The 24,389-nt window shown below is 47.2% G+C and carries 21 protein-coding genes; 13 read left to right on the forward strand and 8 right to left on the reverse strand.

The annotated features are described in order from the left end of the window. The first annotated feature begins 126 nt into the window (after positions 1-126). Complete coding sequence (locus tag JHD45_RS09390; RefSeq protein WP_199476258.1) at positions 127-339, forward strand: DUF1289 domain-containing protein; 213 nt, start codon at positions 127-129, stop codon at positions 337-339. Positions 340-378: 39 nt separating this feature from the next. Beyond that, positions 379-549 (forward strand): DUF6435 family protein, encoded by a 171-nt coding sequence (locus JHD45_RS09395; RefSeq protein ID WP_199476259.1) that lies wholly within the window; start codon positions 379-381, stop codon positions 547-549. A gap of 107 nt (positions 550-656) precedes the next feature. On the opposite strand, the gene JHD45_RS09400 is transcribed toward JHD45_RS09395, so the two are convergent. From JHD45_RS09400 to JHD45_RS09410, 3 genes are all read right to left on the reverse strand, one after another. Next, the gene (locus tag JHD45_RS09400) at positions 657-1,391 is read right to left on the reverse strand and encodes an SDR family oxidoreductase (RefSeq protein WP_199476260.1); all 735 of its coding nucleotides are present in this window, start codon (positions 1,389-1,391) and stop codon (positions 657-659) included. A 77-nt stretch (positions 1,392-1,468) separates the two neighbouring features. Then, positions 1,469-2,323, reverse strand: a complete 855-nt coding sequence (locus JHD45_RS09405) for a helix-turn-helix domain-containing protein (protein WP_199476261.1) — start codon at positions 2,321-2,323, stop codon at positions 1,469-1,471. A gap of 222 nt (positions 2,324-2,545) precedes the next feature. After that, positions 2,546-4,129 carry a cation:proton antiporter family protein gene (locus JHD45_RS09410; protein ID WP_199476262.1) on the reverse strand — a complete coding sequence of 528 codons (1,584 nt, stop codon included), beginning with the start codon at positions 4,127-4,129 and terminating at the stop codon, positions 2,546-2,548. 347 nt (positions 4,130-4,476) lie between these two features. Here JHD45_RS09410 and chvE point away from each other — a divergent pair, with 347 nt between their 5' ends. The 7 genes from chvE to JHD45_RS09445 all read left to right on the forward strand — a co-directional run bounded on the left by chvE (position 4,477) and on the right by JHD45_RS09445 (position 13,781). Then, positions 4,477-5,538 carry a multiple monosaccharide ABC transporter substrate-binding protein gene (chvE, locus tag JHD45_RS09415; RefSeq protein WP_199476263.1) on the forward strand — a complete coding sequence of 354 codons (1,062 nt, stop codon included), beginning with the start codon at positions 4,477-4,479 and terminating at the stop codon, positions 5,536-5,538. Positions 5,539-5,614: 76 nt separating this feature from the next. Next, the gene (gene mmsA, locus JHD45_RS09420) at positions 5,615-7,138 is read left to right on the forward strand and encodes a multiple monosaccharide ABC transporter ATP-binding protein (protein ID WP_199476264.1); all 1,524 of its coding nucleotides are present in this window, start codon (positions 5,615-5,617) and stop codon (positions 7,136-7,138) included. Positions 7,139-7,151: 13 nt separating this feature from the next. Continuing rightward, positions 7,152-8,357, forward strand: a complete 1,206-nt coding sequence (mmsB, locus tag JHD45_RS09425) for a multiple monosaccharide ABC transporter permease (RefSeq protein WP_199476265.1) — start codon at positions 7,152-7,154, stop codon at positions 8,355-8,357. 15 nt (positions 8,358-8,372) lie between these two features. Continuing rightward, on the forward strand, positions 8,373-9,353 hold the full coding sequence (gene araD1 / locus JHD45_RS09430) for an AraD1 family protein (RefSeq protein ID WP_199476266.1): 981 nt from the start codon (positions 8,373-8,375) through the stop codon (positions 9,351-9,353). After that, positions 9,350-10,120: an SDR family NAD(P)-dependent oxidoreductase gene (locus JHD45_RS09435; protein ID WP_199476267.1), complete on the forward strand. Its 771-nt coding sequence runs from the start codon at positions 9,350-9,352 to the stop codon at positions 10,118-10,120. Before araD1 ends, JHD45_RS09435 begins: the two co-directional genes overlap by 4 nt. Continuing rightward, positions 10,117-11,877 carry an L-arabinonate dehydratase gene (gene araD, locus JHD45_RS09440; RefSeq protein ID WP_199476268.1) on the forward strand — a complete coding sequence of 587 codons (1,761 nt, stop codon included), beginning with the start codon at positions 10,117-10,119 and terminating at the stop codon, positions 11,875-11,877. Before JHD45_RS09435 ends, araD begins: the two co-directional genes overlap by 4 nt. Positions 11,878-12,275: 398 nt before the next feature. After that, on the forward strand, positions 12,276-13,781 hold the full coding sequence (locus tag JHD45_RS09445) for an aldehyde dehydrogenase (NADP(+)) (protein WP_199476269.1): 1,506 nt from the start codon (positions 12,276-12,278) through the stop codon (positions 13,779-13,781). 94 nt (positions 13,782-13,875) lie between these two features. Here JHD45_RS09445 and JHD45_RS09450 read toward each other — a convergent pair whose 3' ends face one another. The 4 genes from JHD45_RS09450 to JHD45_RS09465 form a co-directional block, all read right to left on the reverse strand. Continuing rightward, positions 13,876-14,283, reverse strand: a complete 408-nt coding sequence (locus JHD45_RS09450; protein ID WP_199476270.1) for a hypothetical protein — start codon at positions 14,281-14,283, stop codon at positions 13,876-13,878. After that, positions 14,270-14,725 (reverse strand): hypothetical protein, encoded by a 456-nt coding sequence (locus tag JHD45_RS09455; RefSeq protein ID WP_199476271.1) that lies wholly within the window; start codon positions 14,723-14,725, stop codon positions 14,270-14,272. The genes JHD45_RS09450 and JHD45_RS09455 overlap by 14 nt, the downstream gene beginning before the upstream one ends. 58 nt (positions 14,726-14,783) lie before the next feature. Continuing rightward, the gene (locus tag JHD45_RS09460; RefSeq protein ID WP_199476272.1) at positions 14,784-17,138 is read right to left on the reverse strand and encodes a TonB-dependent siderophore receptor; all 2,355 of its coding nucleotides are present in this window, start codon (positions 17,136-17,138) and stop codon (positions 14,784-14,786) included. Between the two features lie 222 nt (positions 17,139-17,360). After that, positions 17,361-18,305 carry a LysR family transcriptional regulator gene (locus tag JHD45_RS09465; protein WP_199476273.1) on the reverse strand — a complete coding sequence of 315 codons (945 nt, stop codon included), beginning with the start codon at positions 18,303-18,305 and terminating at the stop codon, positions 17,361-17,363. A gap of 95 nt (positions 18,306-18,400) precedes the next feature. Between JHD45_RS09465 and JHD45_RS09470 the strand changes: the two genes are divergently transcribed. The 4 genes from JHD45_RS09470 (at position 18,401) to JHD45_RS09485 (ending at position 23,321) form a co-directional block, all read left to right on the forward strand. Beyond that, entirely contained in the window at positions 18,401-19,648 is a 1,248-nt protein-coding gene (locus tag JHD45_RS09470) for a multidrug effflux MFS transporter (protein WP_199476274.1), read from the forward strand. A gap of 130 nt (positions 19,649-19,778) precedes the next feature. Then, positions 19,779-21,029, forward strand: coding sequence for a multidrug effflux MFS transporter (locus JHD45_RS09475; RefSeq protein WP_325097281.1), 1,251 nt, complete (start codon positions 19,779-19,781; stop codon positions 21,027-21,029). A gap of 142 nt (positions 21,030-21,171) precedes the next feature. Then, positions 21,172-22,410, forward strand: a complete 1,239-nt coding sequence (locus JHD45_RS09480; RefSeq protein WP_233407736.1) for an MATE family efflux transporter — start codon at positions 21,172-21,174, stop codon at positions 22,408-22,410. 527 nt (positions 22,411-22,937) lie between these two features. Then, positions 22,938-23,321 carry a response regulator gene (locus tag JHD45_RS09485; protein WP_199476276.1) on the forward strand — a complete coding sequence of 128 codons (384 nt, stop codon included), beginning with the start codon at positions 22,938-22,940 and terminating at the stop codon, positions 23,319-23,321. Positions 23,322-23,460: 139 nt separating this feature from the next. Here JHD45_RS09485 and JHD45_RS09490 read toward each other — a convergent pair whose 3' ends face one another. Continuing rightward, positions 23,461-24,330, reverse strand: a complete 870-nt coding sequence (locus JHD45_RS09490) for a LysR family transcriptional regulator (protein ID WP_199476277.1) — start codon at positions 24,328-24,330, stop codon at positions 23,461-23,463. Positions 24,331-24,389: the final 59 nt, after the last annotated feature.

Here is a 24,389-nt window from a genome sequence, read left to right on the forward strand (position 1 = left end):
TCCTAGAGTGTGTTTATGACAGTTAGATGTTTTACGAGAGGATTTTTTTTTGTTTATTTTTTAATCATGTGGCACTATTAGAGGGATAAACTATAGCGTTGTGTATTGGAATTAGGGACGATTTTTATGACGATCCAAACCCCTTGTGTTCGACAATGTTGCTTAAATGACAAGGATATCTGTATTGGCTGCCACCGATCCTTACAGGATATTTTAGATTGGCACACCGTAGATGATACGAACAGGCGACGTATTCTAGAGAGAGCAGAGAATCGCAAACAACACCAACCCATTTTAGAGTTTGATGCGAACAAATTAAAACATCTAAAAACCCTTTAGGTGCGTATGAACTCGACACACATGACAAAAGGGCCAAGTATGTTTTCTTTTCTCAAGTTCGACCCCATCAAAAAGCTCGATAAAGAGTATGGCGTACTGCTGGAAAAAGCCATGCAAGCTCAGCGTGGCGGCGACATCAAACGTTATTCAGAACTCACAGAGCAGGCAGAAGCGGTAAAAGCCAAGATAGATGAGGCGACATCAGCGTAAGTAACTAGATGGAATAAAAAACACGGTGTCATGTGCATGATTCCGTGTTTTTTTTATGGAATTTTTTTATTTTTAAGCCGCGCTTATAGCGTCTGATCGGGTGGGGTTTACCAAGGCATTATGCCATTTGATGATCCTTCTGACTCTGAGAGGAAGCAACCCGTTGGACCATCTTCAGGAAGCGTTGCGGCATAGCTTATAAATTTCGCGGCCTTAGCTGGGTCATGTAACCCCTGAAAGCCATTAAAAGCCGTTTTGACAAAGCCTGGATCAACAAGGTTAACTTTACACCTTGTTGATTTAAGTTTGGCGGCGAGTGCCACACAATAAGCATTAAGGGCTGTTTTAGAGGGAAAGTAAGCCTCGCTTTTGTATTGAGCAAACAACCAGTCTGGGTCGCTTTGATTCGTAAGTGATCCAAGTCCACTGCTAATATGGACAATACGTGGCGCCTCAGACTGTAGCAACAAGGGAAGAAAAGCACGTGTGACGCTTATCACGCCAAAAACATTGGTTTCAAAAACGCGTTTAATTTCTTCAATGGAGACGCTTCCATCTGAGTTGACGTTACCCAGAATACCCGCGTTATTGATGAGCGCATCTAGGCTATTCGAGTGCTTTAGCACCTCTTCTACCGCTAAATCAATTGATGCCTGATCGGTAACGTCTAATAGGACACAGGAGGCATTTTCAATCCCTTCCGCTTTTAGCGTTTCAACGGCAAATGCTCCGGCATCTAGGTTACGGCATGCCAAGTAAACATAATATCCTTGATGAGCCAAATGCTTCGCTGTTGCCAACCCTATTCCCTGATTTGCGCCAGTGATTAATACCCTCTTCATTACGACACCTCTTGATACATTGTGATAGAGGTAGTGTAGAAAAACGGGCGGACATGACACAGAGACAGATCATTGTACTAGCTAGACATATCGTTAAATTTCATTAAAAAGTCTGTAATCGATTGCCCTGTTTGCTTTCGAAAAAAACGAGAAAGGTAGTTTTCATCGGCAAAGCCTAGCTGTACCGCTAGTTCTTTTACCGATAGATTGGAGTAAATCAGTAGGCGTTGAGCTTCTAAAACAACTCGGCGATTAAGGTATTCTTTCGGTGATACTCCAGCCCATTCTTTTACCAGCTGATATAGGCTGGTATCACTCAGTGCAAGGGTCTTTGCTATTTCAGAAATGGCGGGCTGCGCGATGAACTCGTTTTCAATCAGGGTTTGGAACTGAAGGAATGATTGAACCTGTCGTTTCTTGGGTTCCTTTTCAACGTTAGAAAAATAAGCATGTTCTAATTCCTGTAACACCGAATTTAAATACGCCATTCTGATAGTTAAAGGAGCGGCTGTTTGGATAGCGGTGCGCAAGAGCATTAATGCATCATTCATTCGTTGCCATGCCTGCGTTGACATAGCCACCTTTTGCTCATTCAGCGGATCCAACCAAAAACGGCAAGGGCTAGGTAATAGGCCATAGATTTCTTCATTGAAAATAACTTTGTAGTATTCTGCTTTGTTTTTACTGCTTGGGGGAATGCGAATTTGCCCCGGCTTGATGAATAGCACTTGCCCTGCAGATACCGTGATATTTTTTAAATCCACGCAATAATGAACAAGGCTGTCATTGACGAACATCAGAAAATAGTTGGCACTGGTATGGGGTTTTAAAAGTTTCTGAATCATCTCTTCTGTCAATGGCGAGTCGAGATGAGACCACAGGCTAATGCCTGAACTTTCAAATGAAACGTGATCATATAAAGGCGTTGTCATCGTCGCTCGAAATTGAAGATAGTGTGTTTGAAAAGATAAAATGCTTTATGTTCAGCTGGTATCATTCATTATTATGTTGCGGCGTGCAAGTTCAACCGCGCAGCAGAGACATCAAGCTGTATTTAGCACTCATAGAGTGGCTTTGATAAAAGGCAGTACTTCTTTTGAGATACTGCCTTTTGGGTCTTAAATAAATAGCCTGAGAGGTTATTTATTCCGTTATTATGCTGTAGCGTTTTCTGGTGGACGAATCAGCGCCAAGCTTTCTTCCGCAAAACCAGTACCCGCTTCGGTGTAGAAGTTGAAGACATTATTGATGCCGCTGTTGATAAGAATCTCTCTTTCGTCTTGGTAACGGGCAATGGCAGCGATTTGCCCAGTGTAGTTGGCTTTACGTAGTTGTATGGCGACATTGGTGGTGTCTTCTGCTGCTGGCAGAGCAAGCAGGACAAGGTGAATGCGCGAGGTGTCTAAACGTTCCCATAAATCGGCGTCTTCCCCATCGCCATAGAAGACATTTTCTTGTGCGTCTTGCATCTGGTTAATCCGGTTGCGATCTGCATCCATCCCCGCCACCGTGTCTCCCACCAGTCCTTTTAACGAATCGAAGGCGCCGCGTCCGACTCGGCCTAAGCCGACCACCAGAATTTCGGCATTGGGAGGCTGAATGAAACGATCCTCAGGTAAGCAGTCTGTACTTTCAAAGCGTCGAATGGTCTCTTTATTCTTACGATAGACGCGGTGCACGTTGCGATAGAGTACGCTGGTGATCACAAAGGAGAACGATACAGCAAGCGCCAATACCACCAACCATTCTTTGGCCAGCCAGCCATTCGCCACACTCAGTGCCACGACAATTAAGCCAAATTCACTGTAGTTAGATAGGACGACAGACGACAAGAAGGCCGTCCGACTGCGTAATTTGAGCTTGGTAAACACGCCAAAAAAGAGGGCGAATTTGGCGAGAATGATCAGGGTAATGATCGAGCTCATGGCGACCATGCTCAAACTCGGCAGCGCGGTAAAACCGATGGATAAGAAAAAGCCGATAAGAAACAAGTCTTTAAAATTCATCAGCGATTTATTCATTTCAGAGGCTTTAGGGTGTGACGCGAGCAGGACCCCCATAATTAATGCCCCTAAATCCCCCTTAACGCCAACTAGGTAAAAGAGTTCGTAGCCGCCTAACGCAAGAAACAGTCCTGTTAAAGGGAGCATTTCACCGTGCCCCGCTTTATCGACAATTTTGTTGATCAGTGGGCGGATCAGCAATAAGCTAAATAACCCCAAAGCCCAAATCGAGGGAATTTTTCCCGTTGCTACGACTAAGAAGACCACCGCGACGATGTCTTGCATAACCAAGATACCAAGGGACAATTGACCGTGACGCGTTTTTAACTCGCTGCTTTCTTCTAGCAGTTTGATTACACATACGGTGCTTGAGAAGCTGAGTGCGAAGCCAAGCAAGGCAGCTGTTTTGAAATCGAGTATATGAAAGTAAGGTAAACTCAGAATACCGAGTAGCAGAGCGATGCCTGCAAAGAGTACCGACCATATTCCCATATGAGCCAAGGTAGAGGCCCATACTTCGCGCTTTAATAAATCTTTTACATGGAGTTTTAAGCCAATGCTAAACAGCATCAAGGTAATCCCCAAACTGGCAAGAGAGTCCAAAATACTGCTCGGTTGCATACCAAGATAGTTTAATAAAAAGCCCGCTAGCAAAAAGCCAATAAGGGGTGGCAAGTTAATCATTTTAACGGCCAGACCACAGACAAAAGCGAATAAAATCCAAGTAAATTCCATAGTGTCCTTCTACTAAAATGGGAGAATAAAACAGATCGAAAAAGCGCGCCTACATGATACGAAATATCCTTTCAAAGCTCATTAGGTAAAGCGTTGTTTTATGTAGACCCCATTGAATTTTCCATCATAAACAGTAATGCATACCAGAAATGGTATATCAAGTGACCTATATTCTATTTGATTGGTATGCGAACAGCTCCTAATGTGTAACTTGGTCTTATGACCAGACAGGCTTTTAATAGCCAAAGTGCTCCAGACTTAGCTCAAAATAATGATAACAAACGCAACATGGCCTTGATGTGAAGGTGGTTAGTCCGTCTTTTTTGGGGTTGTGATAGGAGAAGCGAATGAACTATTTTAAAAAAATGGCCGCCGGATTGATCATGGCGGCAAGTATTTTTGGCACCAATAGTGTGCTTGCCGCGCAAGAATACGTTGGCATTGCGATGCCAACCAAATCCTCTGCAAGATGGATTACCGATGGTTCTTCTATGAAACAATTATTTGAAGACGCCGGCTACAAGGTAGATCTTCAATATGCGGAAGACCAAATTCCCAATCAACTGGCGCAAATCGAAAACATGATAGTGAAAGGCGTCAATGTTTTGGTCATCGCACCGATTGATGGCACCACCTTAACCAATGTCCTAGAAGATGCTCATGCCTCTGGAGTCAAAGTCATTTCCTATGATCGTCTGATCAAAAACTCTCCTTATGTGGATTACTATGCGACGTTCGATAACTTTAAAGTGGGCGTGTTACAGGCCAAATCCTTGATGAGTGGCATGGAAAAACGTGGTAAAGGGCCTTACAACATTGAACTGTTTGGTGGCTCGCCAGACGATAACAACGCTTATTTCTTTTATAACGGCGCCATGTCGGTGCTTCAGCCTCTGATTGATTCCGGTAAGGTCAAAATTCCATCAGGTCAAATGGGCATGGCGAAAGTCGGTACCTTACGTTGGGATGGGGCCACCGCTCAAGCACGTATGGATGATCTGCTATCTGCTCATTATACCAATAAACGTCTTGACGGCGTCTTGTCCCCCTACGATGGTATTTCCATCGGTATCCTATCCTCTTTAAAAGGGGTGGGGTACGGTTCCGGCGATATGCCCATGCCGATCGTGACGGGGCAAGATGCGGAAATTCCGTCTATTAAATCCATCATTGCTGGCGAGCAATATTCCACAATTTTTAAAGACACGCGCGTTTTGGCAAATGAAGCGGTTAATATGGCTCAAGCAATACTGCATGGCGTGAAACCTCAAGTCAACGATACCAAAACCTATAACAATGGCGTGAAAATTGTGCCCAGTTATTTGCTTCAGCCGGTTACCGTTGATAAATCCAACTGGCAAAAAGTCCTGCTAGGCAGTGGCTACTATACGAAAGATCAAATCGAATAAGTATTCACCTCATCGTTTAACAATAACAACAAGAAAGCAGCGGACGCCGTATGATGCGTCCGCTCACGGGGTTCCTATGGAAAATATTATTTTGGAAATGCGCGGCATTACCAAGACGTTTCCTGGTGTGAAAGCGCTCGATAATGTCAATCTCAAGGTCAAGGAGGGAGAAATTCACGCCTTGGTTGGTGAAAATGGCGCAGGTAAATCCACCTTAATGAAGGTACTGAGTGGTGTTTATCCCCATGGGAGCTATCAAGGGGATATTCTGTTTAATGGCGAAGTGATGGCTTTTTCTGGCATCGCCGACAGCGAAAAGCAAGGCATTATTATCATTCATCAAGAGCTGGCATTAGTGCCGTTGTTATCCATTGCTGAAAACGTATTTTTAGGCAATGAAAATATTGAGGGCGGCATTATTAATTGGCCGCACACCTTTAAAAGAACCCAAGAGTTACTCAAAAAAGTCGGCTTAAAAGAATCTTCTGCCACCTTGGTTGGGCGTCTGGGCGTTGGTAAACAACAACTTGTGGAAATTGCCAAAGCATTGGCGAAAGATGTGAAACTGCTGATTCTGGATGAGCCCACATCCGCCTTGCAAGAAAACGACAGCGCCAAACTACTGGATTTGCTGTTGGAGTTTAAAGCCCAAGGCATCTCTTCCATTTTGATTACCCATAAGCTTAATGAAATCAGTCGCGTGGCGGACAGCATCACGGTGATTCGCGATGGCGCATCGGTATCCACCCTAGATTGCCAAGTTAACGACATCAGCGAAGCTGACATTATTCGTGACATGGTGGGCCGTGATATTGCCAACCGATACCCAGCACGAGACAGCCACATAGGCGAATTATTAATGCAGGTTCGTGAGTGGAATGTATGGCATCCAGATTCCCTTGATCGACAAATGATTCATGACATTGAGTTCCATGTGCGTGCGGGTGAAGTGGTGGGTATTGCAGGGCTAATGGGCTCAGGGCGAACTGAATTGGCAATGAGTTTGTTTGGCAAAAGTTATGGCAAAAACATTCAAGGTAAGGTGAGCCTGCGAGGCCAAGAGGTCGATGTATCAACCGTCCCGAAAGCCATTCAGTGTGGTTTGGCTTATGTAACGGAAGACCGTAAAGAGCTGGGTTTAATCCTCGAAGAAACCATTCAAACCAATACCACCTTGGCGAATCTAGAACGTGTCTCTTCCCGAGGTGTAATTGACGAAACCATAGAACGCCGAGTCTCGGAAGAATACCGCAAAGCCATGCGCATACGCACCCCCAGTGTGTTTCAAAAAGTCATGAACCTTTCCGGTGGGAATCAACAAAAAGTGGTGCTCAGTAAATGGCTGTATTCGCAACCAGATGTGTTGATTCTCGATGAGCCCACGCGTGGCATAGATGTGGGGGCCAAGTTTGAGATTTACAGCATCATTAATCAATTGGCCGATGACGGCAAAGGAGTGGTGATGATTTCTTCCGAAATGCCGGAGCTATTAGGGATGTGTGATCGCATTTATGTGATGAACGAAGGTCGCTTTGTGGGAGAACTCGACAAAGCACAAGCCAGCCAAGAAAAAATCATGTCGATGATTGTGAATGCGTAACGGGAGTAAACCAATGGATACAACAAAAGAAACCATCTCCACAGAGGCGCAAGCGGCACCGACTGTTGGAGCTTATTTAAAATCGCACATGCGTGACTACGGCATGCTGATTGCGTTAATTGTCATTATGGGCATGTTTCAGTTTCTCACCGATGGCACCTTGATGCGTCCGGCGAACCTGACGAATTTATTCTTACAAAACAGCTACATCATTATTATGGCCATTGGTATGTTGCTGGTGATTGTGGCCGGTCATATCGATTTGTCAGTGGGGTCTGTGGTGGGCTTTATTGGCGCGCTTGCTGCCGTGATGTCGGTGAATTACCACCTACCAACCATCGTTGTTGTGCCCGTTTGCCTCATTGCTGGTTTGATCATCGGGGGGATTCAGGGCTACTGGATTGCCTATTGGCGCATTCCTGCCTTTATTGTCACTCTGGCCGGTATGTTGGTGTTTCGTGGTTTGACACTCACCTTACTGCAAGGTCAATCCGTAGGGCCTTTTCCTGACAGTTTTCAATTATTAAGCACAGGGTTTATTCCGGATGTCTTCGGGGTTGGCCGACCTAATGTCACGGCGATTGCTATCGGTGTGATCACATCCAGCATTATTGTCTTTCTCGCCGCTCGTACCCGTTCTCGCGCCTTGAAGTATGGCATTCAAGATGAGCCGTTTGTTTTCTTTATCGTCAAAAATGCGCTGATTGCTGGGGCGATTATTTACCTGTGCTATTTACTGAGTACCTACCGTGGTTTACCCAATGTATTGATCACGATGGGCGTCTTGATTGCCATTTATACCTTTGTCACCAACAGCACTGTTATTGGGCGTCGTATTTATGCGCTGGGTGGTAATGAAAAAGCCGCCAAGCTGTCTGGTATTAATACCGAACGATTGACGTTTTTGACCTTTGCCAACATGGGGATGCTTGCGGCCGCCGCAGGATTGATTTTCGCCGCGCGTTTGAATACCGCCACCCCCAAAGCAGGCTTTGCCTTTGAGCTAGACGTAATCGCGGCCGTGTTTATCGGTGGGGCGTCCATGTCTGGCGGAGTGGGGAAAATCATCGGTGCGGTGATTGGGGCCTTTATCATGGGCGTCATGAACAATGGCATGTCGATTATGGGGATCGGGATCGATTGGCAGCAAGTTATCAAAGGCCTAGTGCTTTTGTTAGCGGTGATTTTCGATGTCTACAACAAACAAAAAGCACGCTAATAAGGGAGTGATTAAATGATGTTTTTATCCCAAATCAAACAAGGCGGAGTGGTGTGTCGCTACCCTGAGGATGCAAATGGTATGGCCCATCAAGTGAACCATGCCGTCAGTATTTATCAATTGGCGTGTGATGCCATAGAACAAGGTATTTCGTTGGCGACCCTCGTTGAGCAATTAGGCCTAGGTGAAGAAGTGAACTTAGCCGAGCTGGCTAAGGCCAATCGCTTGGATTGTCCGGTGCGTCATCCAGACCCAGCACACATGTATCTGACGGGAACAGGCTTGACTCACTTAGGCTCGGCCGCCACACGTAACGCCATGCATGCCAAAAGCGAGGAGTTAACCGACTCTATGAAGATCTTTCAAATGGGGGTCGAAGGTGGCAAGCCCGCCAACGGTGAAGTGGGGGTGCAGCCTGAATGGTTTTACAAAGGTAATGGCGCAGGCGTCATCGCGCCGGGTGAGGCATTGCCATCCCCTGCGTTTGCCTTGGATGGCGGCGAAGAGCCAGAAATCGCCGGTTTTTATCTGATTGGTAAAAACGGTAAGGTCCATCGCATTGGCTATACCTTGGCGAATGAATTTTCGGATCATGTCACCGAGCGCCAGAACTATTTATACCTAGCCCATTCGAAACTGCGTCCGGCGGCGTTTGGTCCTGAATTGCTGGTGGGGGAATTGCCTGAGCATATAGAGGGTCATTCGCGTATCGAACGAGGTGAGCAAACCTTATGGGAAAAAGGCTTTTTATCCGGTGAAGAGAATATGTCTCACACCTTTAAGAACCTTGAACACCATCATTTTAAATATGACATTTTCCGTCAACCGGGGGATTTGCATGTGCATATGTTTGGCACAGCCACCTTGTCGTTTGCCGATGGTATTCAAGCAAAAGAAGGGGATGTGTTTGAAATTTCGTCACCCACCTTCGGCTTACCGTTGCGTAATCCATTGGCGAAAGCAGACGAGCTGGACACAGAGGTTACTCCATTATGAATAAGCAAAATGACGCGGTTTACCCAGATTTAAAAGGTCGCACCGTGTTTGTTTCTGGTGGCGCAACGGGCATCGGTGCGGCGATTGTTGAGGCCTATGCGTTACAAGGTGCCAAAACGGCGTTTGTCGATTTGGATGAAACGGCGGGAAAAGCATTAGAGAAACGCCTTAAAAAAGAAGGTGGCGAAGTGCGTTTTGAGGTCTGTGATATTACCAAGGTAACAGATTATCAACGGGCGATTCGTGATGCGGCAGAAGCGTTTGGGCCGATCAGTATCTTGCTCAATAATGCCGCCAATGACGTACGCCATTCTCTAGAGTCCCTGACCGAAGCGCGTTTTGATGAACTGGTGGCGGTCAATATGAAACATGCCATGTTTGCCGCACAGGCGGTGGCGCCCATGATGCGTGAACTAGGTGGTGGCTCGATTATCAATTTTGGCTCAGTGGGCTGGATGATGGCATCGGCAGGTTATCCAACCTATGGCGCAAGTAAGGCCGCAGCTCATGGTTTAACCCGTTGTTTAGCAAGAGATTTAGGCAGCGATGGTATTCGCGTGAATACCCTGGTGCCAGGCTGGGTGATGACAGAAAAGCAGCTGCGCCTGTGGGTGGATGACGCCGCTGAAGAGAAGATCAAACAAAGTCAGTGTTTAAAGGGCAAAGTACTGCCTAAGCACGTTGCCAATATGGCGTTATTTTTAGGTTCTGATGCCGCAGCCATGTGCTCCGCCCAGAACTTTATTGTTGATGGAGGTTGGGTATGACGGATTCTGAAAAAAACAAGTTCGTACCAAAAGAATGGCCACGCAAATTACGTTCAACAGAATGGTTTGGCGGTACCTCACGGGATCATATTTATCATCGTAGTTGGATGAAAAACCAAGGCTTGCCAGCGGACTTATTCGATGGTCGTCCTGTGATTGGTATTTGTAACACTTGGTCGCAATTAACACCATGTAATTCCCATCTTCGCGATCTTGCTGAGCGGGTCAAACACGGTATTTATGAGGCGGGTGGGCTGCCTTTGGAGTTTCCTGTGTTTTCCGTGGGGGAGAGCTCCCTCCGCCCAACGGCCATGATGTATCGCAACATGGCGGCCATGGATGTAGAAGAAGCGCTACGAGCCAATCCGTTGGATGGGGTGGTGCTGTTAGCTGGCTGTGATAAAACCACCCCTGCTTTGATAATGGGGGCATGCAGTGTGGATATTCCTGCCATTATGGTGTCTGGTGGCCCTATGCTAAATGGTTACTTTCGAGGTGAGCGAGTTGGGTCAGGGACCGCTTTGTGGCAAATGTCGGAAGACATTAAAGCGGGCAACATGACGCAGGAGGATTTCCTTGAGGCCGAGCAGTCCATGTCTCGCTCCGTAGGGTCCTGTAATACCATGGGCACCGCCAGCACCATGGCGTCTATGGCAGAAGCCTTGGGCTTGGCGTTATCTGGCAATGCGGCAATTCCGGCCGTGGACAGCCGTCGCCGAGTCATGGCGCACCTGACCGGACGTCGTATCGTCGATATGGTGAAAGACGATTTGAAACCGTCGGACATTTTAACCCGTCAGGCCTTTGAAAATGCTATTCGTGTCAATGGTGCCATTGGCGGCTCGACCAATGCCGTGATCCATTTGCTAGCGATTGCCGGCCGTGTGGGCGTGGATCTCACCTTAGACGATTGGGACAAGTTTGGCCAAGACATTGCCACCATTGTGAATCTGATGCCATCGGGCAAATACTTGATGGAAGAGTTCTTCTATGCGGGTGGCTTACCTGTGGTGATTAAGCATCTCGCCGAAGCAGGCAAACTGCATAATAACGCGCTGACGGTATCGGGCTCATCCATATGGGAAGAAGTGCAAAACGTCAAAAATTGGAACCCTGATGTCATCTTGCCTGTCGAAAAAGCCCTAACCCAGAAAGGCGGTATTGTTGTTTTGAAAGGGAATTTGGCACCTAAAGGCGCAGTCTTAAAACCGTCTGCGGCGTCCGAGCATTTGTTACAACATCGCGGTCGTGCGGTGGTGTTTGAAGACATTGACGATTACAAAGCGAAAATCAACGATGAGAATCTCGACATCGATGAAAACTGTGTCATGGTGCTGAAAAACTGTGGTCCGAAAGGTTACCCAGGTATGGCGGAAGTGGGCAATATGGGTTTGCCGCCAAAAGTGTTACGCAAAGGGATTAAAGACATGGTGCGTATTTCCGATGCGCGTATGTCGGGGACGGCCTATGGCACAGTAGTGTTGCATACTACGCCGGAAGCCGCCGCTGGCGGGCCATTAGCGGTGGTTCAAAATGGCGATATGATTGAACTGGATGTGAAAAATCGTCGTTTACATGTGGATATTTCCGATGAAGAAATGGCCCAGCGCTTAGCCAATTGGGAAAGTCATTTGGAAAAACCCAAAGGCGGTTATATCAAGCTTTTCCATGACCATGTGCAAGGGGCGGACACTGGAGCCGATTTTGATTTCTTAAAAGGTTGCCGTGGTGCAGCGGTGCCAAAAGACAGTCACTAGGATGCAATAAGACAGCCATCAAATAGGTTGTCTACTTCTTCAACCCCTCCCTAACCCTCCCCTTAAATAAGGGGAGGGAACTGGAAATGCCTCAGGCTCCTCCCCTTTACTAAGGTGAGGGAACTGGAAATGCCTAGGGTTCCTTCCCTTTACTAAAGAGAGAAAGCTGTATTGTGGCGCTTAGCTCCTCCCCCTTGCTAAGGGGAGGGCATTGGAAATGCCTCAGGCTCCTCCCCTTTACTAAGGTGAGAGAACTGGAAATGCCTAGGGTTCCTTCCCTTTACTAAGGAGAGAAAGCTGTATTGTGGCGCTTAGCTCCTCCCCCTTGCTAAGGGGGAAGCTGGGAGGGGGTTATAAGGTTTTATTGATGTTTTTTACTAAAAAGAGAAGGAGAAAGTATGTTAACAGGACAGCATTTTATTGCCGGTAAATGGGTAAAAGGCGATGCAACATTTTCTTCCAGTCCGGCTACGGGCTCCGCACATGAGTTTGCTGTGGGTCGGGTAGCGGATGTGAACGCAGCGGCGGAAGCCGCCGAAGCGGCATTTGAGGTTTATGGCTATAGCGCTCGTGAAGACAGAGCGGCTTTTTTGCATGCCATTGCCGACGAAATCGATGTGTTAGGTGATCAAATTACCGACATGGGTGTGCAAGAAACAGGTTTACCCGCTGCGCGTTTGCAAGGGGAACGTGGTCGTACTACAGGACAACTGCGTTTGTTCGCAGAGCGTATTGTATCCGGCGAATACTTAGACCGTCGTTTTGATGAAGCCTTGCCAGATCGTGCGCCACTGCCGCGCCCTGATATGTATATGGTACAACGCCCGATTGGCCCTGTTGCCGTGTTTGGGGCATCTAACTTTCCGTTGGCGTTTTCAACGGCCGGTGGCGATACGGCAGCGGCGTTAGCGGCAGGTTGTCCGGTGATTGTGAAAGGCCACTCGGCGCATCCTGGCACTGGCGAGCTGGTGGCGCAGGCGATAGAAGCGGCCATCAAACGTTGCAATATGCCAGTCGGTGTATTTTCGCTAATTCAAGGCGGTAATCGCCAAGTCGGGCAGGCGCTGGTGCAGCATCCGTTTATCAAAGCGGTAGGCTTTACCGGCAGTTTAGCTGGTGGTCGTGCCTTGTTTGATTTATGTGCCGCACGCCCTGAACCGATTCCTTTTTTTGGTGAACTGGGGTCGGTGAATCCTATGTTTGTGATGCCAGAAGCACTGAAAAATCGTGCGCAAGAGCTAGGTAAAGGCTGGGCGGGCTCATTAACCATGGGTGCAGGACAGTTCTGTACCAACCCTGGTATTGCGGTGATGGTGGATAACGCTGACTCTCGCGCCATGATTGAAGCGGCGAGCGCTGCGTTATCAGAGATACCTGTGCAAACCATGCTAACGGACGGTATTGCTGATGCCTACCGTTCAGGGGTGGCGGCGATGGATGAAAGTGGTATCAAGCCCGTGCTGCGTACTGAAGATAGCCAAGGACGTAGCGCATTACCGAACCTGTTTACCGTGTCTGCTCAGGCTTGGTTGGATAATCCGACATTGCACCATGAAGTGTTTGGCCCATTAGGCTTGGTTGTATTGGCAGACAGTGTTGAGCAGATGGTCGAGCTGGCCCGTCATTTGGAAGGTCAACTGACTTGCACGATACACCTTGATGACGGCGATTATGCCGCGTGTCAGAAACTCTTACCGATTCTGGAGCGCAAAGCCGGGCGGTTATTGGCGAATGGTTTCCCTACAGGAGTGGAGGTCAATGACACCATGGTACATGGGGGTCCTTACCCTGCGTCCACGAACTTTGGGGCAACCTCCGTGGGGACGTTATCGATTCGTCGTTTCTTGCGCCCAGTGTGTTATCAAAATATCCCCAAAGCCTTGTTGCCGAAAGACCTAGATTAGGCTTTAAGCACTTGCGCTGAGATCGCGTTGACGGCGGACATTATCCCCCAGTCACTGGTGTTCAGTGGCTGGGGGATGGGTCAAGTACTGTGTATTATGACGCAGTACTTGACGCTGATTGTTCAGACAGCAGTCCCTTAGCCATCTCCATCGCTTCCTCACGGGACGCAGTAAGAAGCAAGGGGTAGCCCCAGAATTTGGCGAAGAGTACTGCAAACGCCTTGAAACCAAGGCGTTTGGCTGAGTTGGATTCGATCAGAATCATGGCCTGAACCAGCTTGCGTAACTCGGTCTTGTGCTTTTTCATCCAGAGCGCGGTGCGTTTCTTCTCGGCTGGCGAGTGCTCATGGCCTTCGTCTGGTGCACTATCGGTCAATATCACGAAGGGCTCCCCGCGTTGCAACGTGGCCTCGAACGCTGAAAAGTCCTCTTCGTGGTCGTGCCCTGGCTCGTGCGAAAAACTCATCCAAACATAGGGGAAGTTTGCGCTATTCATTGACATAATGTGCTCCTTTTCTCTTGAGGTGGCGCCAGGTGGTCACAATGGCGAACACGCCTGGTAAGGTGATAAAGAAAACGGCTGAGAAGGCAACGTACCAACCGTCGCGCAAGCCGTCGGAAATCCCGCCTAGGGTATTCAGGGCAACCATCAGGCCGCCAAGAATTAATGCAGCCCATTGCGCTTTTGTGGTTCCGCTCAAGGCCAGCAGGATCGTGACAATCCAACAACCATAGAATGCGGAAAACACCCACAGTATGTGGGGGTCAAAGGTAATTTCTGGGGCCGTTCCATGGGCTCGCACAAAGTTGTTTACGTAAAAGAACAACTGGAAGGTGACATAAAGCACGGCACCTGCGCCAGTGGTCAGCCAGAACAAGGCAACCCTGTTCTGTTGGGGTAAGGTCACGGGAGGCCGTTGGTAAGAGTTAGATTCGGATGACATAGTTTTCTCTCTTATAATGTTAGGATAGTACTGAGCGGGTGTGCCATGTAGGGCTCACTCACAACTTGTAGTTCAGCGTTAGCATTACGTTACGCGGTGCGCCATAACTCACCGTGTCAAAGTCGCCTTTTTGTAGCGCGTACTTCTTGTTGAACACATTATTGACGTTAACTGCCACGTTGATCTTTTTGGTGATGTCGTAACGTCCCATTAGCGATACCAGAGCATAGGAAGCTTGTTCCCCTCCCAAGGTGCTAGTACCAGTATTGGGCGCTTGATAGAAACGGCTTTGCCATCTCACCCCTCCGCCGAGCGTTAACTTGTTCCACTCTCCAGGTAACTGGTAGGTAGTGAAAAGTTTGGCTGTGGTGCGTGGAATTTGCGAATTCAAACGGACGCCATCGCCATCATGCGCGGTGAAGTGAGCAAGACCCGCGTAGATATTCCAGCCATGCGCCAGTTCGCCCTGTAAATCCAGCTCGAACCCGCGTGACTTCGTTCCATCTGAGCCTTTGTAGGCTTGGGCGCCGCTCGGTGTATAGGAGCCAGCGACAAGCTGTGCTGCGTTGTTTAGCTCCGTTTCGAACAAGGACACCGATGCATTCAGACGCCCGTCCAGGTAGGTGCTTTTGAGTCCAGTTTCTTTGGTTTTTCCTTTGGATGGCGTGAGCAGGTTGCCGTTTTTGTTCCGATAGTCTGTTTGCGGATTGTAGATAGCTGTGTAGCTCACGTAGGCCGAATAGGTTTTGTTGATGTCGTAGACCAAGCCTGCGTATGGAGTGAATTCACTGCTTTTTTTGTAGTGTGATGGTGTGCCGTTGACGTTTTCGTCAACTTCGTAGTTGCTGATGCGACCACCGATAATGAGTTTTAAAGGATCAGCCAGCGAAAACCGGGCAGCACTATAGATACCATTCTGTTTGATTCGGGTGTGAGTCGGCGTTGGTGTCTTGGCGCTGAAGTTAGGTTCTGGGAAGGCTGGGCTCAGCGTATAGATATTGACTGGCACAAGGCCTGGATAATACGGTGCGATATCCTCCCGGTTGGATGTGCTATGGGAGCTCGATGCCCCCACCACTAGCTCATGTTGGCGACCTAGCAGTTCGAAGGGACCACTCGCCATCACGTCGAAGGTATTCTGGCGGCTATGACCGTCAGACGACAGCGCGACTGGGTAGGCTCCGTTAGGGAAAGTGCCCAGTCCCGTGGTGCGATCAGGACGGCCGACTAGGCCGAGCAGTTGAGTATCGAACTCCGTACGGTATTGGTTAGCAATCCCTCGGACCTTCCAGCCGTTGTCAAAATGATGCTCGATTTCGGCAAACGTTGTCTTAAGGGTGTTGTTCCAGTGGCTCCAGTCCTGCGCGTAGTTCTTGGAGCGTGAATAATCAGCCTGTGTGCCGTCGCTGAACCATAGTGGTAAGCCGCCCCAAGTTGAACCTTTCGGTGTGATGTCCTGATAGTCATAACCTAGGCTTAGAGTTGTGTCCTCGGTCAGATCCGCCTCGATGATTCCGTAGAAGCCTTTTCTCTTCGGCTTGTAGCCGTCGAGGTACGAATGTCCGTCTTGGTATGTTCCCACTATACGGGCGCGAACACGGCCATCTTTGGTTAACGGCGTCGAGATGTCGGCCATGCCTCGATGGGTATCCCAGCTCCCTGTGCCGAGTGAGGCGGCCGCAGAGAAGTTGCGGGTTGGTCGTTTGCGTACTAGGTTGATGGCGGCCGAGGGGTTACCTGTACCAGTCAGCAAGCCGGAGCCCCCACCCACAACCTCGATACGATCATAGAATGCGGTATCGATAGAACCAATACCGCTTCCATTGACAATGTTGCCGACAATGGTAGGGATGCCGTCGTATTGAATGTTGTTGATTAAGAAACCTCGTGAATAGAAGCTCGTCCTCTCGGTATCCGCTTGGCTTGCCGAGATGCCTGTAGTGTTCTCTAACACCTGCTGCACGGAATCCAATTGCTGATCGTCCATGCGTTGACGCGTAACTACTGTCACAGACTGCGGTGTTTCCTTCGGTGACAGCGACAGACCTGTTGCCGCCGATGTCTCGCCAGTCGTGTAGGAGCCCGTACCTTCGGTGGTCGCCATATCCGAGCGGCCTGTTACGGTGAGGGTCGGCAAGTCGGTTTCCGCTTGAGAGTTTTTTTCTGATTCGTCTTTGGCCTGCTCTGACTTGGCTTGGACCTGTCCTGAGTTAGCTTGAACCTGTCCTGATTCGGCGGCGAAGGCACTTTGCGCACTGATGAGAATTGCTGCCGCAACGGCTGAGCTGAGCACGGTGCGAGGCGCAATTCTGATGGATCCTTTATACAACCCATCCAGATGAGGGTAGACGGCGGGCTCTACGCCCCTATCAACAGAGCAACGAAATTTTCCTTTAGTTGTTAAATAAAACATTAATAATACTCATTTGCATTTAGATGCTTTATTTAATAATGAAACGCTATAAAGGTAATGGTGAAATTCGGCCATATTATTATTCATTTAGGCCAAATGTCCTTGCCTCTCTGTTTTTTGGCCGTATTGCCTAATCAATTGTCTTAATTTGGCAGTGTAGAAGTGTCTTCATGTGGTGAGACAGCGCTTCATTGTCGTCTGTCATACGTCAACCAAGGCGAGTTAGGCCTTGGTTGGTTTCTGTTCTAATTCCGCTAGCACCAAGCGCTTAAGCTGATTAGCAAGTGGAGAAAGCTGGCGATCTCGCATTTGCAATAAATAGTATGGACTCATAATGATCTGCCGATCCAGCTTCAGAGCTTTTAAATTGGCATCGACTAGGTCGCTGGTGAGTAGGTCGATGACTTCTCGCGCCATGGGGGCAATGGCGTTGGAGGACACCAGTATGGCCATGAGGGCCAGTAGGGAGGTGCTGTTGATGATGCTAACGGGTAATTCTGCACTTTCTTCCATAAAAGCCGCTTCAACGGCTTCGCGTATGGGGGCTCGATGTGACTGCATGACCCATTCGAAATGGGCGAGATCGTGGACACTGATACGTTCTTGACCCGCTAACGGGTGATCTTTGCGAGCCACCAAGGTGACGGATTCAGTTCGCGCAGGGTAGACGTGAAAAATGTTGGCATCGTATTGTTTGGGAATGCGAGCGAGGACAAAGTCGTTGTTCCCTGCGATGAGGTCTTTTACCAGGGCGTCGCTGGTGTCGACGTTGATATTGATTTCGGCTTTAGGGGCAATGGCTCTGAGTTGATGCATGGCAGGAATAACAAAGCCCACGGCCGCTCCCGTTACCGCACCGATGGCAGTGGTACCGCCGCCGCCTTCTTTGAGTTCTTCCACTTCACGGGAGAGGTCTCTTAGTTCGACTAATAAATTGTGGGCACGTCGTGCAACCGATTGGCCTACGAGGGTGGGTTCCATGCCCTTGGCGTGACGGGTAAAGAGTCGCGCCCCCAGGGTGTTCTCAATATCGCTTAACATACGGGAGGCTGCAGGTTGCGTCATGGCCATTTCATCCGCTGCCAGACTAATTTGTCCATGCTCGGCGATCACCGAAATCAAACGCAGTTGGTTGAGCTTTAAGTGCTTGGCTAGACCAATGTCCATGTAACGAGCTCCATTATTATTGTTCTGGTATTTTGTTATTTTATCGATATCGTATATTACTTGTTTTAGATGGCTTTACTGTAGGGAAAGTTTATATGGCGTTATCGCAAGGGGAAATAAAAACAACACAAAAACACTTGCCTGAAAAAGAATTTATTATTTTATGTGCTTTGATGATGTCGTTAACCGCATTAAGTACTGATGCCGTCTTACCAGCTTTCTCGCAAATAGCCCATGCCTTAGGGATTATTGATTACCAAAAAACGCAATGGATAATCTCGGCGATGATTTTTGGCATGGCATTTGGTGAAATCACATTTGGCCCTTTATCCGATGTGATTGGTCGAAAGAAAAGCATTAGTTTCGGCATCGGTATTTTTATTATCGGCTCTGTCGTGGCTTTATGCGCAACGTCACTGACAGGCTTATTAATAGGCCGCTGTATTCAAGGGTTTGGTTTGGCGGGGCCGAAAATCGCTTCGCGCGCCTTGATTCGTGATTTGTATAAAGGCACGGCCATGGCGCGCATTATGTCTTACACCATGATGATTATTATTTTAGTGCCTATGTTAGCGCCAGCGTTTGGGCAGTTGGTGATGTTGCTAGGAAGCTGGCGTTGGGTGTTTGGGGTCTTGATTCTTCAAGCTTTGATTGCTGTGATTTGGTTGGCCATTCGACAACCGGAAACCTTGCCACCAGCCGTGCGTCATCCATTCCAGTGGGGGCGTTTAAGAAAAGATGCACGATTTTTTCTCTCGCAACGAGAGGTGATGGCGTATACCTGTATCGCGGGTGGTATCTTTGGCTGTTTGATGTTGTATTTGAGTATTGCTCAGTCGATTTTTCAGGATATTTATCAGGTCGGCACACATTTTCCTTTGTATTTTGCTTTGCTTGCTGCAGGCTCTGTCTTAACCAATTTTTTTAATGGCAAAATCGTACAGCGTGTTGGCATGATGCGCTGTTTAGTGGCGGCGTTAAGCGTGTTACTTTTTTCATCGTTTTTGCTGCTCATGATCGCCTTGAGTTATTCTGGCAAGCCGCCTTTTATTTTATTTATGCTCATTGCTATGGTGATGTTTTCCTGCTTTGGCATGATCTTTGGTAATGTGAATGCCATGGCAATGGAGCCACTAGGGCATATGGCAGGCCTTGGTGCATCGATGATTTCGTCTATTTCTAGCTTGGTTGCGATTGTCTTTTCGGTCTTTATGGGACAGTTTTACCATTTTTCAGTGACACCATTAGCTGTGGCTTTTGTATTGATCGCGAGTCTCACTCTAATATTATTGGCTTTCGCTAAATATGATGTTAAATATGTTTTTCAAGGTTTCTTTAAATGATCATGATATTTGTCATAACTTGAGGTAATTGACTAAGATAAAGTTTTCAAGGATTAAAAACGTTATCTAGATTGCTGTTTTTTTAAATCGGTTGGTTTTATAAACGTTAACCAAGGAAGGGGTTGAGTTTGTGTTAATAAGACGTTTGCCAGAACAAGAGTTTGTCGCCTTGTTTGCTTTAATCATGTCACTGACGGCATTGAGCATGGACGCCATTCTTCCTGCTTTTTCTTCTATTTCTTCCGATCTGTACATTCAAAACTACCAACACACACAATGGATCATCACGGTTCTGATTTTAGGAATGTCGTTTGGGGATATTCTGTTTGGGCCGCTGTCCGATGCCATTGGTCGTAAAAACAGTATTTTTCTTGGCGTCGGCATTTTTATTAGTGGCTCCATTATCGTGGTGTTTTCGACCAGTTTATCCATGTTATTGATTGGTCGAGCGATTCAAGGGATTGGCTTGTCGGGGCCAAAAATTGTTTCCCGAGCTTTGATTCGCGATTTATATTGCGGTGCTGCCATGGCGCGCATTTTATCCTATGTGATGATGGTGTTTATCCTAGTACCTATGCTGGCACCTGTTTTTGGGCAGTTCATTATGTCGCTGTCGAGTTGGCGGGGGATGTTTGTGGTGTTGATCGTACAAGCCTTGATGGCTTCAGTTTGGTTGTTTTACCGTCAGATGGAAACCTTACCTTGTGAGTGTCGGGTTCCTCTGGATAGGGCTCGTTTGATAAAAGATGCACGCTTTATTTTATCGCGCCGCGATGTGATTGCTTACACTTTGGTTTCAGGCTGTATTCTGGGTGGGTTATTTTTATATCTGAGCATCGCTCAGTCACTCTTTCAGGATGTGTATCAAGTGGGCAACAAGTTTACTTGGTATTTTGCCTTGCTTGCTGGGTTTTCTGGGGTGAGTAATTTCTTCAACGGACGCATTGTACAGAAAATTGGCATGATGAAATGCGTTGTTGGTGCTTTATCTGTGTTGTTATGTGCGTCTTTTTTATTGTTTGTCGCGACCTGGTACTACTCCGGTATACCTCCGTTTTGGTTGTTTATGGGGTTAGGTTCCGTGATGTTTTCTTGTCTTGGTATGGTGTTCGGTAATGTGAATGCCATGGCAATGGAGCCATTAGGTAAAATAGCGGGTCTCGGAGCGTCAATGATTTCGTCGTTATCCAGTTTCACGGCGATTGTTGCAGCGGCCTTTGTTGGTCAGTTTTATCACTTTAGTGTCACGCCGTTAGCCGGAGGATTCGTCCTTTTTACCAGTTTAGCCTTGTTGTTTCTTAAAGTTGCCAAACACGGCTCCACCGTATCCATTAGTGGCGTTTATTGGTTAGAAGAGATATATCGAGATAAAGCGAAATAGTCATTTTTTTCGCGTATAATGATGGGTCTTACTCATTTATTTCGAATCTGGTAGCTCTCTCAATATGCGTCCTCATTTTTCTCCCCTTGCCCGCGAACTCTTCCACATGACTTGGCCAATGCTTTTTGGAGTGTTGTCATTAATGAGTTTTCAGTTGGTGGACAGTGCCTTTATTGGTCAGTTGGGGGTATTACCCTTAGCGGCTCAAGGCTTTACCTTGCCTATCCAAATGATTGTGATTGGCTTGCAAGTGGGGTTGGGGATCGCAACCACGGCGATTATCTCCCGCGCATTAGGCGCGAAAAATACTCGCTATGCTAAGCAATTAGGGGGATTGGTACTGATGATGGGGAGCCTAGGTATTGCTTTCTTTACGGTGCTGATTTGGCTATTACGCCATCCCATTTTAGCCTTATTAAGTGCCCCCGATTCTGTCTACCCAGTGATTGATTCTTACTGGCCCCATTGGTTACTCAGTGCTTGGGTTGGCGCCTTGATTTATTTTTACTACAGCATTTGTCGATCCAATGGCAATACACTCTTGCCTGGCATCATGATGATTGTGACCAGTCTATTGAACTTGGCATTGGATCCTATTTTTATCTTTACATTGCATTTTGGAATTAATGGTGCCGCCATCGCGACCACTGTTGCCTTTGGTGTTGGGGTATTGATTGTTGCTCCCCAAGTGGCTCGTAAGCGTTGGATTACCTTTGACTGGAAAGACCTTAAAGTCAGCAAAAGCTTGGCTGATATCGGTCATATCATGGGGCCAGCCATGGTGAGTCAACTACTGCCTCCCGTATCGTCCATGCTGGCGACGAAATTGATTGCGGGCTTTGGTACCGCGGCCGTGGCATCTTGGGCGTTGGGCTCAAGGTTTGAGTTTTTCTCCATTGTCTCAGTGCTAGCGCTGACGATGTCCATGCCGCCAATGGTTGGGCGATTATTAGGGGAAGGACGTTTAGGTGATGTGCGTTATATCGTGCGCCTAGCATGTCGCTTTGTATTGGCGTTTCAATTGTTTATTGCGGTGGTGACCTTCTTTATTTCGGGGTTGCTAGCCGGTTTAATGACCAGTGATAAAGAGGTATCAGGGATTTTACATTGGCATCTCATGATCATTCCATTGAGTTTAGGAGCATTGGGCGTTTGTATGCTGATGGTCTCTATTTCCAATGCCTTGGGTAAATCCTACACCGCGCTTACCATTTCAGCCCTACGCCTGTTTGCCTTCTTCTTACCCTGCTTATGGATTGGCTCACAAATCGCTGGATTAAAAGGTCTCTTCTTCGGTGTCCTGATTGGCAACATTCTTGCGGGTATTTGTGCTTGGTTTATGTATCAAAGAGCACTGGTTCAAGTTGAGAATAGAGTTTAATACAGGCCTTTCTATTGTCTCTGCGTTGACTCGAGGTCGTCATGGATGACGTCTCATCTTTTCCTAATATTAGAGTATTCCCTTCGATAATCTAAACCATCAATTTGGTGTTATTCCGTGTAATTGATGTGCCTATTTTCTCAGGATAGATTGCTTGATCGTATTTGAGCATCATCTAAAATGGGCGCTTATTTGCTTTGGTTATTTTTCTGATTTTAAAAAACAGACAAGGAAGTCGTAGGTAAATTGTATTCTTATCAATTGCTAAATAGTAATAATTTGAATGGATTAAGCCTTATATTTTAATGACCTCTGGGTAATCTGGCCATGCACACCTTTGCTTATGATGTTGTATCGTTGCTGTTAGAAATTTAATGTGTTCATCCCATTACACTAGTTTCTATCATAGCCAGACTAATAGGGACTGATCAAAATCGATAGTTTTCGAGTTAGATCAAAATTCTTGAGCTGACTCCAACACTGACTGTGATTTAGACGAGTTTTAAAAGCTCAAACTGGAGGTTATTTTGAATAAAAATATGACGTTTCTTGTTGTTGATGATAATCCAACAATGCGCCGAATGACAAAGCATTTACTGAGAGACATTGGTTACAGTAAAGTGCAGGAAGCAGATAACGGGGAGACGGCCTTAACAATGGTGGAAGAAGGTAATGTCGATTTCCTGATGATGAGTTTGCCTATGCCAGATATGGATGGCATGGATATGATTAAAGCAATAAAAGCCGACCCTAATTTAGAGGACATCTTGATATTAATTGTCCTAGAGAAAGGGTTTTACAGGGAAACAATAATCCATGCGGTTAATGCCGGTGCAAATGGTTATATTATTAAGCCCTTTAATGCTGAGAAACTTGAAACCGAATTGCGAAAAATATTTGAACGTACGTGAGTCGAGTTTAGTGTGTGGAGACAGGTCAAAAATGCCTTATTCATGGTTTCCGCAAGAAATGTTTTCGACCGCTAATGTGTGATGTAAGGAACTCTAAAACCTCTAGTCTTTTGATTTGATTGCAATACTTTGAGAAAGGCTAAATGTCTACTTTCAAAGCCTGAACTATTTGCTCGTACATCACATCCACCGCAGCCGATTTGTGTGACCGCTTGCTACGAAAGACAGCCACGTCCATTGCAGTCAATTTGGGTAAGTCATATTCAGCGGGTAAGTTTTGTAAGACTTGCAACTCGGCTGGCACACTGCATCGAGTCAAGGCGGCTACGGCTAATCCACTTTCCACGGCGGCCAGCTGGCCTGCAAGCCCTGAGCTTTTATAGACGATGCGGTACGCTTTGTTAGCCTTATTTAAGGCCGACAATGTTTCAATTTGCGCCATGCTGCCTGCTTCGTAGACCGCAATAGGTAGAGGGTTGCGCCGCCACACTTCGTATTTTGAAGCCCCCACCCAAACGAGCGGCTCGTGAAAAAGCCGTTCTCCATGCTCTGGTTTGTCGCGAGAGACCAGTGCGATATCCAGTTCGTTGCTCTTGATACGTGGAATAAGAGTGGTGGATTGCTCACAGGTTAATTCGATTTCTACGCCCATATAACGGTTAGTAAAGTGTCGTAATATGGGGGCTAGGTACATGGCATAGTCATCTGGAACTCCGATGCGAATTAGCCCCGTCAATTGCTTGCCAAACAGGGCATCATAGGCCTCAGATTGTAATTCGATCATGCGTCGTGAGTAAGTGAGTAATTCAATGCCTTTGGATGTGACCTCTAAATGACGAGGCCCCCTGGATAAAATAGCCGTACCAATAATATCTTCTAACTTTTTGATATGCATGCTGACGGCGGATTGAGAACGATGCACTAAAGGCGCGGCAGCGGATAAAGACCCTGTATCGACCACCGCCACAAAGGTTCGTAACCAACTTATTTGTAAGTCAGGGTAATTCATCGATACCACCTATTCGTTTTTCGAATGATTGATTAGTACATTATGCGTTTTACTCTTTT

It is taken from the genome of Marinomonas spartinae (assembly GCF_016461715.1).
Classification (GTDB): domain Bacteria; phylum Pseudomonadota; class Gammaproteobacteria; order Pseudomonadales; family Marinomonadaceae; genus Marinomonas; species Marinomonas spartinae_A.

Bases quoted from the DNA above. Each gene is read 5' to 3' on its own strand.
- JHD45_RS09490 (WP_199476277.1), bottom strand. From the start codon at position 24,330: ATGAATTACCCTGACTTACAAATAAGTTGGTTACGAACCTTTGTGGCG.
- JHD45_RS09455 (WP_199476271.1), bottom strand. From the start codon at position 14,725: ATGTCATCCGAATCTAACTCTTACCAACGGCCTCCCGTGACCTTACCC.
- JHD45_RS09470 (WP_199476274.1), top strand. From the start codon at position 18,401: ATGGCGTTATCGCAAGGGGAAATAAAAACAACACAAAAACACTTGCCT.
- chvE (WP_199476263.1), top strand. From the start codon at position 4,477: ATGAACTATTTTAAAAAAATGGCCGCCGGATTGATCATGGCGGCAAGT.
- JHD45_RS09450 (WP_199476270.1), bottom strand. From the start codon at position 14,283: ATGTCAATGAATAGCGCAAACTTCCCCTATGTTTGGATGAGTTTTTCG.
- JHD45_RS09395 (WP_199476259.1), top strand. From the start codon at position 379: ATGTTTTCTTTTCTCAAGTTCGACCCCATCAAAAAGCTCGATAAAGAG.
- mmsB (WP_199476265.1), top strand. From the start codon at position 7,152: ATGGATACAACAAAAGAAACCATCTCCACAGAGGCGCAAGCGGCACCG.
- araD (WP_199476268.1), top strand. From the start codon at position 10,117: ATGACGGATTCTGAAAAAAACAAGTTCGTACCAAAAGAATGGCCACGC.
- JHD45_RS09435 (WP_199476267.1), top strand. From the start codon at position 9,350: ATGAATAAGCAAAATGACGCGGTTTACCCAGATTTAAAAGGTCGCACC.
- JHD45_RS09445 (WP_199476269.1), top strand. From the start codon at position 12,276: ATGTTAACAGGACAGCATTTTATTGCCGGTAAATGGGTAAAAGGCGAT.
- JHD45_RS09460 (WP_199476272.1), bottom strand. From the start codon at position 17,138: ATGTTTTATTTAACAACTAAAGGAAAATTTCGTTGCTCTGTTGATAGG.
- JHD45_RS09390 (WP_199476258.1), top strand. From the start codon at position 127: ATGACGATCCAAACCCCTTGTGTTCGACAATGTTGCTTAAATGACAAG.
- JHD45_RS09465 (WP_199476273.1), bottom strand. From the start codon at position 18,305: ATGGACATTGGTCTAGCCAAGCACTTAAAGCTCAACCAACTGCGTTTG.
- mmsA (WP_199476264.1), top strand. From the start codon at position 5,615: ATGGAAAATATTATTTTGGAAATGCGCGGCATTACCAAGACGTTTCCT.
- JHD45_RS09480 (WP_233407736.1), top strand. From the start codon at position 21,172: ATGAGTTTTCAGTTGGTGGACAGTGCCTTTATTGGTCAGTTGGGGGTA.
- JHD45_RS09405 (WP_199476261.1), bottom strand. From the start codon at position 2,323: ATGACAACGCCTTTATATGATCACGTTTCATTTGAAAGTTCAGGCATT.
- JHD45_RS09410 (WP_199476262.1), bottom strand. From the start codon at position 4,129: ATGGAATTTACTTGGATTTTATTCGCTTTTGTCTGTGGTCTGGCCGTT.
- araD1 (WP_199476266.1), top strand. From the start codon at position 8,373: ATGATGTTTTTATCCCAAATCAAACAAGGCGGAGTGGTGTGTCGCTAC.
- JHD45_RS09400 (WP_199476260.1), bottom strand. From the start codon at position 1,391: ATGAAGAGGGTATTAATCACTGGCGCAAATCAGGGAATAGGGTTGGCA.